The sequence below is a fragment of the Nocardia fodinahabitans genome, from assembly GCF_052983615.1.
The window spans coordinates 2,208,012-2,221,048 of sequence record NZ_JBRJJC010000001.1; the positions used below are offsets into that span (position 1 = coordinate 2,208,012).

Consider the following 13,037-nt stretch of genomic DNA (forward strand, 5'->3'; position numbering starts at 1 on the left):
CCCCACCACAGCTGATCCTGTGCTCCCCCGATCAGGGTGCATACGCACGTTAACCCCCAAGATCGACACTGTGCGCACGCTCGTTCAGCCGTGCGCACAGTGCAACTGACCGTGTGCACCCGCACTCGACCGGTGCGCACGCCGAGAAGTCCGAGAAATTCTGCCGTGCGCACACCCTGCAACGCAATGTTCTCGGCGCTGCACCCAGCAGATACGTAATCTCGCACGACAGGGAGGCACGGGCGAAGCGATCCATCCGCGACCGTCCGGACCCGTTACCTTCGTGCTGGGTCGTCGTCAGTCCGAACAGGTACTCGGTCACCCCTTGGGGAGTGAGACCGAACTCCTTGGCAATGTCGCGCACCGTCATCCCTTGCCCATGCAGGCCGGCGAGCACTTTACCCAGCACCTGTGACGATTCGTGGACAAGCGCCGAGCCTGGGCGCGCGGAGCGGACTCCGCGCTTGCTCAATTCCACCAACGCTGCGCGATACGTCCAGTCAGCTATCAAACCCAGCGCATGCAGCCGGTTCGCCAGCGCTGTCGCGGACACGTTCCATCGAGCCTTGGCACGGATGACCTGCGCCACGCTAGGGTTTCGCAGTCCCACCGATAGAACATCATGGCGACTTGAGCAACGCGTTAGCGAACTGATCGCCGCAGCTTCTGCCTCGCACCCGTGCGGCACAGCATGAATGCCGTGAATACACAGGTGCCCGAGGTCGTGAGGTGCATCGAACCGTAGCCGCTCGGCGGTGGTGTCGAGGAAAACGAACGGAGTATTGCGGCGGTAGAAGCTGAAGGCATCGACGTCTCAGCGCCGCGGTCGGCCTCGCGGTGATCATGGCGCTGGCAATGGTGGCCCACGCGCGCTGGAAGGAGCCCGCCGCGATCGTGTTCAACCTTGCCCTGCTGGAAGCCGCGGTGTTCGTCGCTTGGGGACGTTTCGGCCCCTACGCCTCCTGACCACCCCGATTCCCGAAGGAGGACTCGTATGAATGTCACTGTTTTCGGGCCACCGGTTCGCTGATGGTGGAACGGCTGCTCGCGGCCGGGCAGACCGTGACCGCCTACGCCCACAACCCGCCAAGATCCCTTCTCGCTGGGGTGAGCAGGTGAAAGTCGTGGTCGGCGAGGTTTCCGATGCAGTGATCAGCGCGTTGGGCCCGAGCATGGACCGCAAAGCCAACCGGGACCCCGCTGATCGAGGGCACCAGCCACATCCTGGCGGCGATGAAGCGTCACGGTGTGGGCCGCTTCATCGGCCACGCCACTCCTGCGGTACTGGACCCGCGGGGGTCCCCGACCTTGATCACCGGGTTGATCGAGTTCATGCCGCGCACGTTCATGCCCCGCGCCTACGAGGAGATCACCGGCATGTCGAACAAGATCATGCCCTCGGGGCTGGATAGGACGATCGTGCGGTTCATCGCCCCCCAAGGACTGTGCACCGAAGGGCCATATCCGGTCAGGTTCTTCGGCACCGACAAGCTCGGCTTCGCGATCACCCGCGCCGGCATCGCCGCCTTCACCGCCGATCAGATCGGCGAGAGTCGCTACCTGCATCGCGCAGCCGCCATCAGCAACTGACCACCGTCGAAACCTGAACGGAGACCTGTGTCCATCGTCATCACCGTTACCTGCGGTCACCTCGGCCGAGCAGCCGTCGAAGCCGTCCTCGACCGCAGCACCGACCCCGCCGAGGTAATCGCCGGTGCCCGCGACCTGGCCAAGATCATTGACCACGCCGCCCGAGGGGTGCACACCGCGGTCATCGACTACGACGACCCCACCACCATTACGCCGGTGTATATGTTCGTGCTGATCTCGGGCACCGCCCTGGCCAACCGCGACCGCCAGCACACCGAGGAGATCGCTGCCGTCGCCAAAGCCGGTGCCGCGCGGATCATCTACACCAGCGGCCTCAAAGCCGACGACACCGCGCTGTCGACCGCGGCCATGCACCTGCCCACAGAAGACGCGTGCGTGCCAGCGGGGTGTCGTTCACGATCCTGCGCAGCGGCTGGTACAGCGAGAACTACGGCCGCGACATCATCCCCACCGTTCGCGAGACCGGTGCCGCTGTCGAGCACCGGCGACGGTGTGGTCGCTTCGGCGTCGCGCCGGAATCTGGCTGAAATCATCGCCGTTGTGGTCACCACCGAGGAGCATCAGGGCAAGACCTAAGAGCTGTCCGGCGACACCGGCTGGGCCTACGACGAACTCGAGCCTCCATGCCGCTATGCAACGTCGCTGTCCGAGTACGCCATTGGCATTGTCAATCCCAGTAGGTGGGCCGCAATCTCACCGCAACGTTCATAGGGTAGGAAGTGTCCGGAGTTCGGGAAGATGACCAGGCCGCTCCTTGGTACGCGACGGTGTATCGCACGAGCGTGATAAACGGGAGTCAACAGATCTCGCGAACCTGCGAATACGACGACACGGCAGTCGAATCGATCCAGTGCCGAGTACCGATCATGGGACAGGATCGAACGAGTCAGCTGTGCGACGCTGCGAGGATTGCTGCTCGCCAGCTGCCCTACCGCTCGGTTCAGGTCGTGGCGGAATGGTCGGTACCCGAACAAGACGGCGCGTGTCAGCTGTCGCACGATGAGCAGCGGCCGGGAAGGGATCACGAGAAGCGGTGCCACAGTCAACGCCAGCGATACCAACCATGACCAGAACCCGCGGCGCATCAGTCGTCCGAGGATATCTCCGGCTCCAGTCGCCACGAACGCGACGCCGACGACTCGCGCTTCGAGCACCATGCTGTCGCGTTCGGCCAACGCCATCAATGTCATTCCGCCCATGGAATGACCGCCGAGCACGATCGGGCCGACGGGTGCATATGCGGAGATGACTGCAGCGAGATCGTCGGCGAGAAGCTCCAGGCTCGCTGGAGCAGATTGCGACTGCCCGTGTCCTCGATGGTCGTAGGCGAGTACACGTACGGTGGGATCCGCCGTGACGACCAGTTGTGCGACGTCTTCCCAACTCCCATGAGAAAGAGCCAACCCGTGTGCCAGGATGATTGTCACTCTCGGGCTCGTCGATCCCCACTCGGCGATATGTAAAGCAGGCCCAGAGTCCCGCTCCAGCGTGTAGTTTCGGGGAGCAACAAAGATCGTAGATTTCGAGGTCATTATTTCAGTTCCCTGCTACTGACAGTGTCGCCGGCTACTTGATCGGAAGGGCCATGTCAACACCGCCGACATCCGTGATCTTCCAATCCGCGTTCTTGTCTAGCGTCACCGTGTAGGTGACGGTTGTTTGCGCACCCTCCGGGGTCTGCACACTGGTCGATGTCACACTCAAGAAGACGTTCACAACATAAACACCAGCGTCTTCCGATTTCACTTTCGCGGCGATGGGGGTCGCGTTCGAACTCCACTTAAGCGGAAGTACTATGTCTTTGAGTTGAGGGGCAGTGAGGTCGAACTTGTTCGTTAGGGCGGGGGAAGTATTCGATTTCAGATTACGTACCCATCCATCGAAGTTCTGATAATCAATATTGGACGCGCCAACAGCGTACTCGGAGGCTACTTCTTCAGCCCTTTCTTCCGCGGACGCAATGGAGTCAGTTTCTCGCAGCTCATTCCTCGTCGAGAGCCACAACAAAAAGCTAACAGACATCCCAACGACAAGTGTTACCACTATCACCCCGACAATGATCGAGCGCAAGTCCACCGACAGCGTTCTTCCCGGACCAAACCGGTTCCTGATCTCTACGACCGACTCTGGCGGCATATCCAACTTACTGGATACGCTCTCCGTTCGGCCGTCGATGTTGTCAGCGGTTTCTATGGGCATGAATATCTCCTCGGATAGCGTGTTTCAGTCCTATTTGATGCCGATACGCACATTTAATGCACTGTCTCCAGTCGCGCTGAGAGCACGTGATATCAAATCGCTTATGTCTATCTGTGGTATGGACATCGCCGCGCTGTCCGCCAGCGGCTGAACGGCTGGTGCCAATTCTTGCAAGTCGGGTCCAATGCGGCTGAGATATTCCGTGACCTCGCCGAGGAAAGGTACGACGCCGTTGCCTTGCAAGTAGTCGTCCGGCATGGTGCCGATACGGGCCAGCCGGGCGATGGAATCGGCGATGAGAGCACCCCACATTCCTGCCTCGTCCCACAAGGGACCAGCGGCTTCCATCCCGGGCCCGGCCCAAGCCATGTCCGCGCCCATCGTCTGTAGATCGACGAGGATGCTGCGGATGGCGGGCGACCTACTCAGAATCGTCTCCGACAACAGTGTCGTCGAGGCTGCCAGCCTCGGCATAACGGTGTCTGTTCCCGTCAGCGCTTGATCCAACGTCTTGACGATGTTGCTGATCGCCTGTGGATTCAGTTGTTCAAGCAGCCCCGTAACAGTCTGCGCCACGTCTGGAATCGAACGGGGCAGTACTACTTGTACCGCGTCGAGGCGCTGGCCATCGGTTAGGTAGGGACCGGCGCCGTTCTTGGGCACGAACTCGATATACGGCTCACCGAGACCTGATAGGTCTTCGACTGTCGCGGTCCCCGTTGCCGGAATTCGGTATCTCGACTCGAGGGCTAGTTGCATTTCGACACCACGTTCGACTTTCTCTATCGACGCGATCTCTCCCACCTTCACACCACGTAGAAGTATCGGTGAACCCACCAGCAGACTTCCCGCCTGGGGAACACGCAACGTCACGTTGATCGAGTCGCTGAAGACATCTATTCGCAATACACCGAATGCGAGATAACCGACGCCCAGAGTCAAAACCGACATGATCGCAACGAGGGATAGTGCCGAACTCAGTTTCATCGCACTGCTCCGATCATACGCAATGCCGATAAAATCCCAGCGATCCGGTCGGCTTCGGATCCGGGAGAGCCTTCGGCAGTCTCAAGGCCGATAACATTAACCTTCGGTCCGTGCTCCACGAATGGAATGACCTTTTCGCGCAACAACGCAATGATCTTGTTCAAGTTCGACGGGGCTGAGAGGTCCAACGGCCGGGACGTGAAAAGGAGTGGTATAAAGGCACGGGCAGCCGCGTCGCCTGACTGCGCCAGTGGACCGATCCATCGGAGGGAATCTGCCAGTAGCGTGAATCCATCGTACAGTGAGATCAAACCGATCATGGACGTCATCGACGCAGCCGCCTGATCCACTCCAGAATCTGTAAGCAGATACTCCAACTCGGGTGTTCGGCTCAGCACAGCATCGGTACTGGCCCGCAGTCCACCCAGCAAGGCGTCGACAGCATCCAGGTGCTGTGCCAAGTCTTCGATATCGGCACCCAGCACCTCCGAGATCGAGGCAGTCTCCCGTGTATCCGCCGGAAGCACCGAGTTCACGCGGTTGATGATCTCCTGAGCCTGCTGTATTCCACCCCCTTGGACAAAGGTCGCCAAGACGTTCATGGTGTCCTCAACCTGAAGCAACGGCTTAGTTTGTCCTCGATCGATTGTGGAGCCCGGCGCGATGAGGCCACCTCCGTCGGCCTCCGGCGTGATCAACGCTATGGAGACGTCACCCAATATGGTCGGCTGGCGGAGCTCAGCCGTAGTTCCAACAGGCAACCGCACCGATTCGATGATTTCCACGTCGACCACGACGTATCCGTCGTTATCTTTCCCGGCATCGATCACCGCAACATCGCGGACAATTCCGGCACGTAGACCGTCGACCGTCACTCGTGCTTGTGACGGCAGGTTTAGCGTATTGGCGAACTCGATTCGGATACCATAGCGGTCCCCCGATATCCCAGTCCCAGGGACAGGAATCGCAGCTGGATCGAATCCGCAGCCGGGGACAAGGCATACAAGTGCCACAGCGGCCGCGGTCACGAATTGCGTCAGGCAGGTCCGGGAAGGAATGGCCACCGCATGTACTCTCAGATTAATCATCGCGCACCTGCCACTCCGAGCACCAAGGGAATCAGAGACACATTCGTCAACCCGTCCTCGGCAGTATCGCAACGGCCCTGTGCGACAAGGCCGATCGCAGCACATATTCGGTCAGCATCAGCTTGGGGCATGGCCACCCTAGGTGCTGCATACGTCAGAACGGGTCGACCGCTGTGCGCGTCGGTTACGTCCACGAAGGCTTGCAGCAGCGGCGGCGCCATGTCGACAATGTCCCTCATTGTACCGATATTCGCGCTAGCGAGGCGAGCGAGGGGAACTGTCGCATCGAGACCTTGGAGGATTTGGTCACCGAACATGGTGGTGATTTCGTTCAGCCATGGCACGATAATTCGCAATGAGTCGATGATCGAGACTGTTCGCGCGAAGATTCCGTGGTCGATCACCGCCAGCCCCGGCGCCAAACGGGTGATCATGGATTCGATATCTCCCCATCCACGCGCGACACTATTCATCAAGATGTGCAGCGAATCTATGAGTGCCCCGAGGTGTCCGGCGGCAGCGCTGGAAGAGCCGAGCGCTCGATCGAGTGTGCGGATTATTTCGTTCATTCTCGGACCGGTGCCGGACAACGAGCTGTCGAGTGCGGCGATTTCCTCGGATAGCTGCCCTCGCTGTGCCGGATCACTCCCATTGTCGATTTCTGCTGCGAGGGCACCCAACGCATCGAGTGTCTGTGTCATGCTCTTCGGAGTCAATGTACGGGAAATGCACTTCCGGGGATCCCATTCAGCATCGGATTCGCTGTTGTCGAGAATAGCAAGGGAGCGATCAGCAACGATGGTGTCTGACAGGGTAGTGGCCGATACCTCACCACGCGGCGAATAGTTGGCGTCCACCTCGAAACCAACCTGCACCGCATCACCACGGGGTTCGATGTGCGTCACCGTGCCAACTCTGACGCCACGAATGGTGACGTGGTTTCCGGTGTACAGCCCAATTGCGTCCGGCATCGTTGCACAGTAGTGCCGCATCGTCTTGGGCGGATTGAGTACCGCGAAGTACCCAGCAACCAATATCGTGCACATAGCCCCGACGCCCAGGACGGATATGAGACCGCGGGAGGCCAGAATCCTATTCATCCTTAGCAGTCCTTTCCAGGGACGGGAATACAAACCGATTGCGCAACGACAACTGATGCAGACTGGTCAACAACGACGCCATCTTCTGAGGAAGCGATCGGCTGCAGTCTCGACATCAAGTCCCGAGTGCTTGTGATGATCTGCCCCATACCTTCGCCCAGACGGTTCAGTTCGGGTATGATCTCGGCCAGACTTCGGGCGATGGAATCCAGCCTTGACCGGTACACCGGCTCGAGTGCCGCGATCCGAGACAGAAGCTGTTCCATCAACCGGACTGCCTCGAAAATCTCAGCCCTTTTGCCGAGCCCCACCGTCTCCATAAGGTTGACACTTGCGATTAGTTCCCCGAGGATCGCCTTCGAGTTATTGATCGCACTGATGTACTCGTCGGCCATCGCAAGCGTTTCCGACACGTCCCGACTCTGACGGTCGAGAATTTCGACGAGCGATGTGAACGCATCGACTGCTCGCTGGATCCCTGCCGGCCCGGAGGCGATCGCGCGATTCATGTTAGTCAAGTTCTGCCGTAAGGTGTCGCCCTCGATATCCGCGATCGGCTGTGCTGCATCTTGAAAGGTCCGACCGAGGCTGTATGGGAGATGCACTCTGTCAGAAGGTATCGGGGCGCGAAGCGATGAAGTCCCTGCTGATGTCACGGCGAGATAGTGCCCACCGATCAGAGTCAACATTCGGACGTCGAGACTTGTCTGATCGCCTATGAAAATATCATCGTCAATCGTAAAGCTCACGCGGACGTCCTTCCGACGCAGCTCAATCGATTTCACGGCACCGACCGGAACACCGGCGATACGGACGTCATCGCCGACCTTTATGGACCCGAGTTCCGACATCTCGGCCCAGTACGTCGACTGGCCGAATGGCACCACGTACACCAAAACGCTCGCTAGCAACGCGACACCCATCAGGAACGCTCCGACGAAGCCCCATCGCAATTCCCGCAAATCACGTGATGAGGCGGCCGTTGGCGCCCAGCCAGCGAATCTCCCGGCTATCCTTACTAGTTTGGCTATCATCCTTTGCATATCGATATCCTTTGTCCCGTGATCATCACCTGGAAAGGATCCGGACTGTCTACGTTCCCGTTCGAACAGTTTCGGTTCACGACAGGACTATCGGACGGAATCCAACTATTCAGGGTCTGGAGCATCGCTGGCAGTTTTCGGAGTACTTCGACTGCCTGTTGAGGATCTGGAAATATCGCCCGCAGCAGCGTATCGGCGTCCGGATTGCTACCAGGAGTCAACCCAATCGCGTCGAGGAGGCTGTTCAGCGGCGCGATCACGTCTGGAGCCATAAGAGCGAATTCGACGATTCCATCCACCTTGCTACGTAGCGTTGAGACAACCACCGACAGCTCCGAAACAAGCTGCACCAGATGTGAGGATCGACCGCCGAGATGGTCAGATATCTTTTTCAGATTAGCCACCAATGCGGTAATCACTGCCTGTCGGTCCATCGTATAGCTGGACAACGTCTGGATAGAGTCGAGAACCGAACCGATACCCGAGCCGTCTCCTTCTATAGCGGCGATCATGTTAGTAGCGAACTTATTTACTGCTGCTGGCGACAACTCGCTCAGAACCGGTTTCAGCCCGTTGAATAGGGCTGTGATGTCGAATGACGGGATGGTTCTGGAAGCCCCGATCCTACTGCCTGCCGCCAACTCCGCCGTGACTGGCGATGATTGTTGAACATCGACGTAACGCTGGCCCACCAGACTCTGATATCGTATCGCCAGGACGGTGTTCTCGTATAAATTCCGATCGCGTTCGACCATGAACGTAACGATTGCGCGACCATCCTCAAGTGAGATCGAAAGCACTTTGCCTATGCGGACACCGTTCATCCGAACATCGTCTCCGGACTTGAGACCGTTCGCATCGACGAATTCCGATGAGAACTGCTTAGTCCCTCCTGAGACGGGGCGTTGCACAGTCTGCGCGATTGCTGCGAGCAGCACTGCGATCACGACTACAGAAACCGCGAGCTTCGCGACTACCACCAATAGGCTGCCATGCCTGTTCATCGACCACCTCCGGAATACGGTGACGGAACGAACGTTCCCGGCGAGGACGCCGCAATCGCGGGCACTAGATCGAGAATCAGTTTGATACTCAGTGCCGGGCCACTAGGTGTCGACGTGAACGACCGATCCAGACGCGACAGTATCTCGGAGAGTTGCATGCTCGAAACACCAGGCGTCGAAACCATTCGGCTGCCACTTGCAAGAACCGGCGTGAGCATTACCGCGTACTCTGACAGATGAGCCTGCGCCGTGAATAGCGTTCCTGCGAGGGCGGGGAAGAAGCGTTGGCCTACAACACTGACTGTGGCGTCGAATAGCTCGCGTTGGCTATTCAGAATCTCGATGGTGGTGAGCCGATATATCAGGCCTACCGTGCCGTCGATCATCGATGCGCTGCCGACAAGCATCGAGCCATACTGTTCCAGCAACTCCGATACCGGCACAGAGCGTGTCTCAGCAACGTTCCGGCCGGATACCACAATCGCCTCCATGAGTGGCGTGAATTGGCGGGCCGCTGTAGCAACCCGCACCAGCACGTCGGTGAGTTCCGGGGTAAGAAGGCTTCCCGTGGTCTCGGCGACTGTCCGAATCAGTACACCCATGGTCGCATCTCGCTGCCTGTCAGATCGAGGACCCGTCAGGTCGATAACAACGCCGTCTCGCAGGGGCGCGCCCCCAACGCCCGGTTTCAGCGCAACCTCGCTGATACCGAAAAGATTAGACGGCGAGTAGTCTACGAGAAGGCTGTCGGTGAGCCCGCTCGAGTTTGCTCGATCAAGCATCAAAGTCACCTGTTTCGCCCCATCACCTGAACCGATGGCAGTGACGGCACCGATGCCGACACCGTCGAACTGCACCGGCGTACCCACCCCGACGCCGTCTCCGATTTTCTCGGTGCGCAACACCACAAGCATTCGGTTGTCGCCGCGGGCCGCGTTGCCAACTGTCCAAGCGGCCGCTACTGACAGTGCCGTCAGCACGGCGACCATACCGACAATAATCGACGATCGCTTTGTTGCCGATACTCCCGGCATTTCATATCGAGACATCGGCGCTCACCCTGTGAATTCGATCGCGGAGTTGACACCCCACAAGAGCATGGTCAATACCATGTCCAGACTGATGATCGCCACAAAACTTGCCCGGACGGCGCGGCCGGACGCAATTCCGACGCCTTCCGGACCGCCTGTCGCGAAGAACCCTTGATAACTGTGAATCAAAATTACAGCCGTTCCGAATACAAGAACCTTGATCACCGCAGCAGTGATATCCCACCCGCTGATGAATTGATAGAAGTAGTGATCGTAGACACCTGCGGCCTGGCCGTGCAGCTGGACGATCACAGTCCGGCACGCCGCATAGCTGAGGATTAGAGCAATAAGAAAAGTCGGAACGATGGCGACCGCGCCGGCAATAATCCTGGTCGTTACCACGAAAGGTATCGATCGCAATCCAAGCGATTCGATGGCGTCGATCTCCTCTGAGATCCGCATCGATCCAATTTGCGCTGTTATACGACACCCAGCTTGTGCGGCGAATCCGACTCCTGCCGCGATCGGCGCCAGCTCTCGGGTGTTGGCGAAGGCTGAGACAATGCCTGACACTGGCCCCATACTGATGAGATCCAGAGTCGCGAATGACTCGACGCCGACCGAGCCGCCGATGACCAGTCCCAGCACCACCAGCATCGGGACCGTTCCACCGCCCACGATGATCGAGCCTTGCCCCCACGTCATATCCGTGATCGCGCGCATTGTCTCCGCTCGATATCGTTTGAGCGTGAACGGTATCGCCGACAATGCCTGCCAGATGAAATTGAGGACGAAACCTAGGAGCTCCACCGGAACGACACGGTGCCCGAGTGACGTCGCAGTTCGCCGGGCCTTCACTAGCCGCGGGGGGGTGTACTTCATCTCCGACATCTATGCCAGCCTTGTTGGAAGGAACATTGAGACCAACTGAGTGACCAATAGATTCACGACAGCGACAGAGACGACGGAGAGAACAACCGCCGCGTTCACGCCATCCGCTACTCCACGTGGACCACCTTTGGCCTCAAGACCCCGCTGGCACGCGATCATCACGACGATGAAGCCGAACAGGACAGACTTGACAATCGACACGCCGATATCCGCCATTACGGTGAAGGATCCGAAGGTTCCCCAATAGCTTCCGGGCGTCACCCCCTGAGGACCGACCGCGACTGCATATCCCGCCACGACCCCTACGAAGATGATCAAGACATTGAGCATCGGTGCAACGAGAATCATCGCCACCATCCGAGGAATTACGAGGCGATGCATAGGACTTATGCCCATTGTTCGCATGGCGTCGATCTCTTCACGGATGTTGCGGGCGCCCAAGTCGGCCGCGATCGCGGCCGCGCCAGCCGCGCCCAGCAACAATCCTGTCGCCATGGGGGCACCCTGTTTAATTACCCCCAAACCGCCAGCTGCACCGAGCAGTGAATCTGCGCCGATTTGATGGATCAGATTCCCGACCTGAACCGAGACGATAACCCCGAATGGCACGGCCATTAGGATTGCCGGAATTGCGGTAACAGTAATCAAGTACCAGGATTGATACAGCGCCTCACGCCATTGAAACTTAGATCCGGCAATGTCACTCGCGGCACCCAGCACGGCTGAATACGCCATCCGCGTAGTCCGACCAAACGTTCGGAGGCCAGAGACCACTGTTCCGGATAAATTCTCGCGAATTACTCGGGCCGACGCCGACAACTCACTACGCGCAGGCACCACGGCAGATTCCCATCTCGTCTCTCGCATCGTTGCCCGACGTCGCGGCGGGCGCAAAGAACGCATCGGTTCGGCTGATCTTGCACTCGACGTGCTCGGCTGGTGCTGGCCGGAAAGCTGTGCCTTGCTGAGTTGTGACCAAGTGCGCCATCACGACCACGACACCTCCATGTGTGCTACGGCAAGTACTAGATACTTGAGGTACGAGTATGCGTCCTGGGTCACACCCTGTCAATAGACCATCAGACTCCAACGGATGCGTGACAGCAATTGATCCGCAAACTCGCGATTCGATCCGACGATCGCCGCTTGGCGATGGATTTCGAGTCGCTCGCGACCTCCACCGGATGCAAGCTCGCCGACACGCCAGACCCATCAGCGCGGTCTGACCGACCGCGATATGCCCCTTCGTCGCCGCCCGACCGTCTCGAAGCCTTCCCGTAACTCCATTTTCGGGCCGTCTCCATGCATACACAACAGAATCTGCCGGGAGAGCGGTCCGGGGAAGACCTGGCCCATCACCACTCGCACAAGGTGACCGAGATAGTGGCAGCAACACCACAGTTAACTGCATGGCTGACGCGAGTGCTTCCGCCAGCCATGTTGGAATCTGGCTCGGCCGGTCTTCTAGGTCTGGTCTTACCCTGGTTTCACGGAGTCGTGGACCTCACGCCACGATGGTTGCGTTCTCGTACTCCATCGAGGTCAGCATTCCGATGCCGCTGTGACGCCGCTGACAGGGTTGCGGAAGAGCTCGAGGTATCGAACATCGCGTCTTGCTCCGCATACACACCCGTGGCGTCGGGCGCGGCGTCGAGCCTCCAGCCCGGTGAACCCACCGATAGCCGACATCAGGCGAAACTCCCGCGGCCGCGGCAGGGCCCGGTTCGTGGCTCCTCGATCCAGAAACTTTGAAGCGCTATCTCGTCCTCGGACACCTCGGCGCCGAACGGACCGCCGAAGTCGTCCGCGACAGCCTCATCGCCGCCGGCACCGAACTACCCGCGACCCTCCACCGCACCGCGACTCGGGACCAGGATGCCGAGATAGCCGAGCACCGATCCTTTCCCATGGCCACCGACATTCGCGTCTACTTCGCCGATCCCGGCGCAGCACGGCAGCGCGACAGCGCGACAGCGCGACAGCGCGACAGCGCGACAGCAACGAAGACACTAATGGTACTCTGCGGCAGAACCTGCCGCGACGAATAGACTTACGCATCTACAATCCAAATGCGCACTGCGAG

Annotated in this window: 15 protein-coding genes; 4 read left to right on the forward strand and 11 right to left on the reverse strand. The window is 59.1% G+C overall.

Going from position 1 to position 13,037, the window contains the following annotated elements; all coding sequences use genetic code 11:
* Positions 1-49 precede the first annotated feature (49 nt).
* Positions 50-589, reverse strand: a complete 540-nt coding sequence (locus tag NV348_RS10305) for a helix-turn-helix domain-containing protein (protein WP_062984823.1) — start codon at positions 587-589, stop codon at positions 50-52.
* A 248-nt stretch (positions 590-837) separates the two neighbouring features.
* Here NV348_RS10305 and NV348_RS10310 point away from each other — a divergent pair, with 248 nt between their 5' ends.
* From NV348_RS10310 to NV348_RS10320, 3 genes are all read left to right on the forward strand, one after another.
* The gene (locus NV348_RS10310; protein ID WP_218721772.1) at positions 838-966 is read left to right on the forward strand and encodes a hypothetical protein; all 129 of its coding nucleotides are present in this window, start codon (positions 838-840) and stop codon (positions 964-966) included.
* Positions 967-1,233: 267 nt separating this feature from the next.
* Positions 1,234-1,590, forward strand: coding sequence for an NAD(P)-dependent oxidoreductase (locus NV348_RS10315; protein WP_211300397.1), 357 nt, complete (start codon positions 1,234-1,236; stop codon positions 1,588-1,590).
* Between the two features lie 27 nt (positions 1,591-1,617).
* Positions 1,618-2,187, forward strand: coding sequence for a Rossmann-fold NAD(P)-binding domain-containing protein (locus tag NV348_RS10320; RefSeq protein ID WP_062984825.1), 570 nt, complete (start codon positions 1,618-1,620; stop codon positions 2,185-2,187).
* 53 nt (positions 2,188-2,240) lie between these two features.
* On the opposite strand, the gene NV348_RS10325 is transcribed toward NV348_RS10320, so the two are convergent.
* The 10 genes from NV348_RS10325 to NV348_RS10370 form a co-directional block, all read right to left on the reverse strand.
* Positions 2,241-3,038, reverse strand: a complete 798-nt coding sequence (locus NV348_RS10325; RefSeq protein WP_169812772.1) for an alpha/beta fold hydrolase — start codon at positions 3,036-3,038, stop codon at positions 2,241-2,243.
* A gap of 139 nt (positions 3,039-3,177) precedes the next feature.
* Entirely contained in the window at positions 3,178-3,810 is a 633-nt protein-coding gene (locus NV348_RS10330) for a hypothetical protein (RefSeq protein ID WP_084503714.1), read from the reverse strand.
* A 30-nt stretch (positions 3,811-3,840) separates the two neighbouring features.
* A complete protein-coding gene (locus tag NV348_RS10335; RefSeq protein WP_063816134.1) occupies positions 3,841-4,797 on the reverse strand; it encodes an MlaD family protein in 957 nt (318 codons plus the stop codon).
* Positions 4,794-5,861: an MlaD family protein gene (locus NV348_RS10340; protein ID WP_245914573.1), complete on the reverse strand. Its 1,068-nt coding sequence runs from the start codon at positions 5,859-5,861 to the stop codon at positions 4,794-4,796. The genes NV348_RS10335 and NV348_RS10340 overlap by 4 nt, the downstream gene beginning before the upstream one ends.
* Before the next feature lie 20 nt (positions 5,862-5,881).
* Positions 5,882-6,985, reverse strand: a complete 1,104-nt coding sequence (locus NV348_RS10345; protein WP_062984835.1) for an MlaD family protein — start codon at positions 6,983-6,985, stop codon at positions 5,882-5,884.
* A gap of 2 nt (positions 6,986-6,987) precedes the next feature.
* The gene (locus NV348_RS10350) at positions 6,988-7,908 is read right to left on the reverse strand and encodes an MlaD family protein (protein ID WP_357220750.1); all 921 of its coding nucleotides are present in this window, start codon (positions 7,906-7,908) and stop codon (positions 6,988-6,990) included.
* 107 nt (positions 7,909-8,015) lie between these two features.
* Complete coding sequence (locus tag NV348_RS10355) at positions 8,016-9,032, reverse strand: MCE family protein (protein ID WP_062984839.1); 1,017 nt, start codon at positions 9,030-9,032, stop codon at positions 8,016-8,018.
* The gene (locus NV348_RS10360) at positions 9,029-10,021 is read right to left on the reverse strand and encodes an MlaD family protein (protein ID WP_062984841.1); all 993 of its coding nucleotides are present in this window, start codon (positions 10,019-10,021) and stop codon (positions 9,029-9,031) included. Before NV348_RS10360 ends, NV348_RS10355 begins: the two co-directional genes overlap by 4 nt.
* A gap of 66 nt (positions 10,022-10,087) precedes the next feature.
* On the reverse strand, positions 10,088-10,954 hold the full coding sequence (locus NV348_RS10365) for an ABC transporter permease (RefSeq protein WP_062984843.1): 867 nt from the start codon (positions 10,952-10,954) through the stop codon (positions 10,088-10,090).
* Positions 10,955-11,689 carry an ABC transporter permease gene (locus tag NV348_RS10370; RefSeq protein ID WP_084503715.1) on the reverse strand — a complete coding sequence of 245 codons (735 nt, stop codon included), beginning with the start codon at positions 11,687-11,689 and terminating at the stop codon, positions 10,955-10,957.
* Between the two features lie 1,013 nt (positions 11,690-12,702).
* On the opposite strand from NV348_RS10370, the gene NV348_RS10375 reads away from it, so the two are divergent.
* On the forward strand, positions 12,703-13,002 hold the full coding sequence (locus tag NV348_RS10375) for a hypothetical protein (RefSeq protein WP_062984847.1): 300 nt from the start codon (positions 12,703-12,705) through the stop codon (positions 13,000-13,002).
* Positions 13,003-13,037 lie beyond the last annotated feature (35 nt).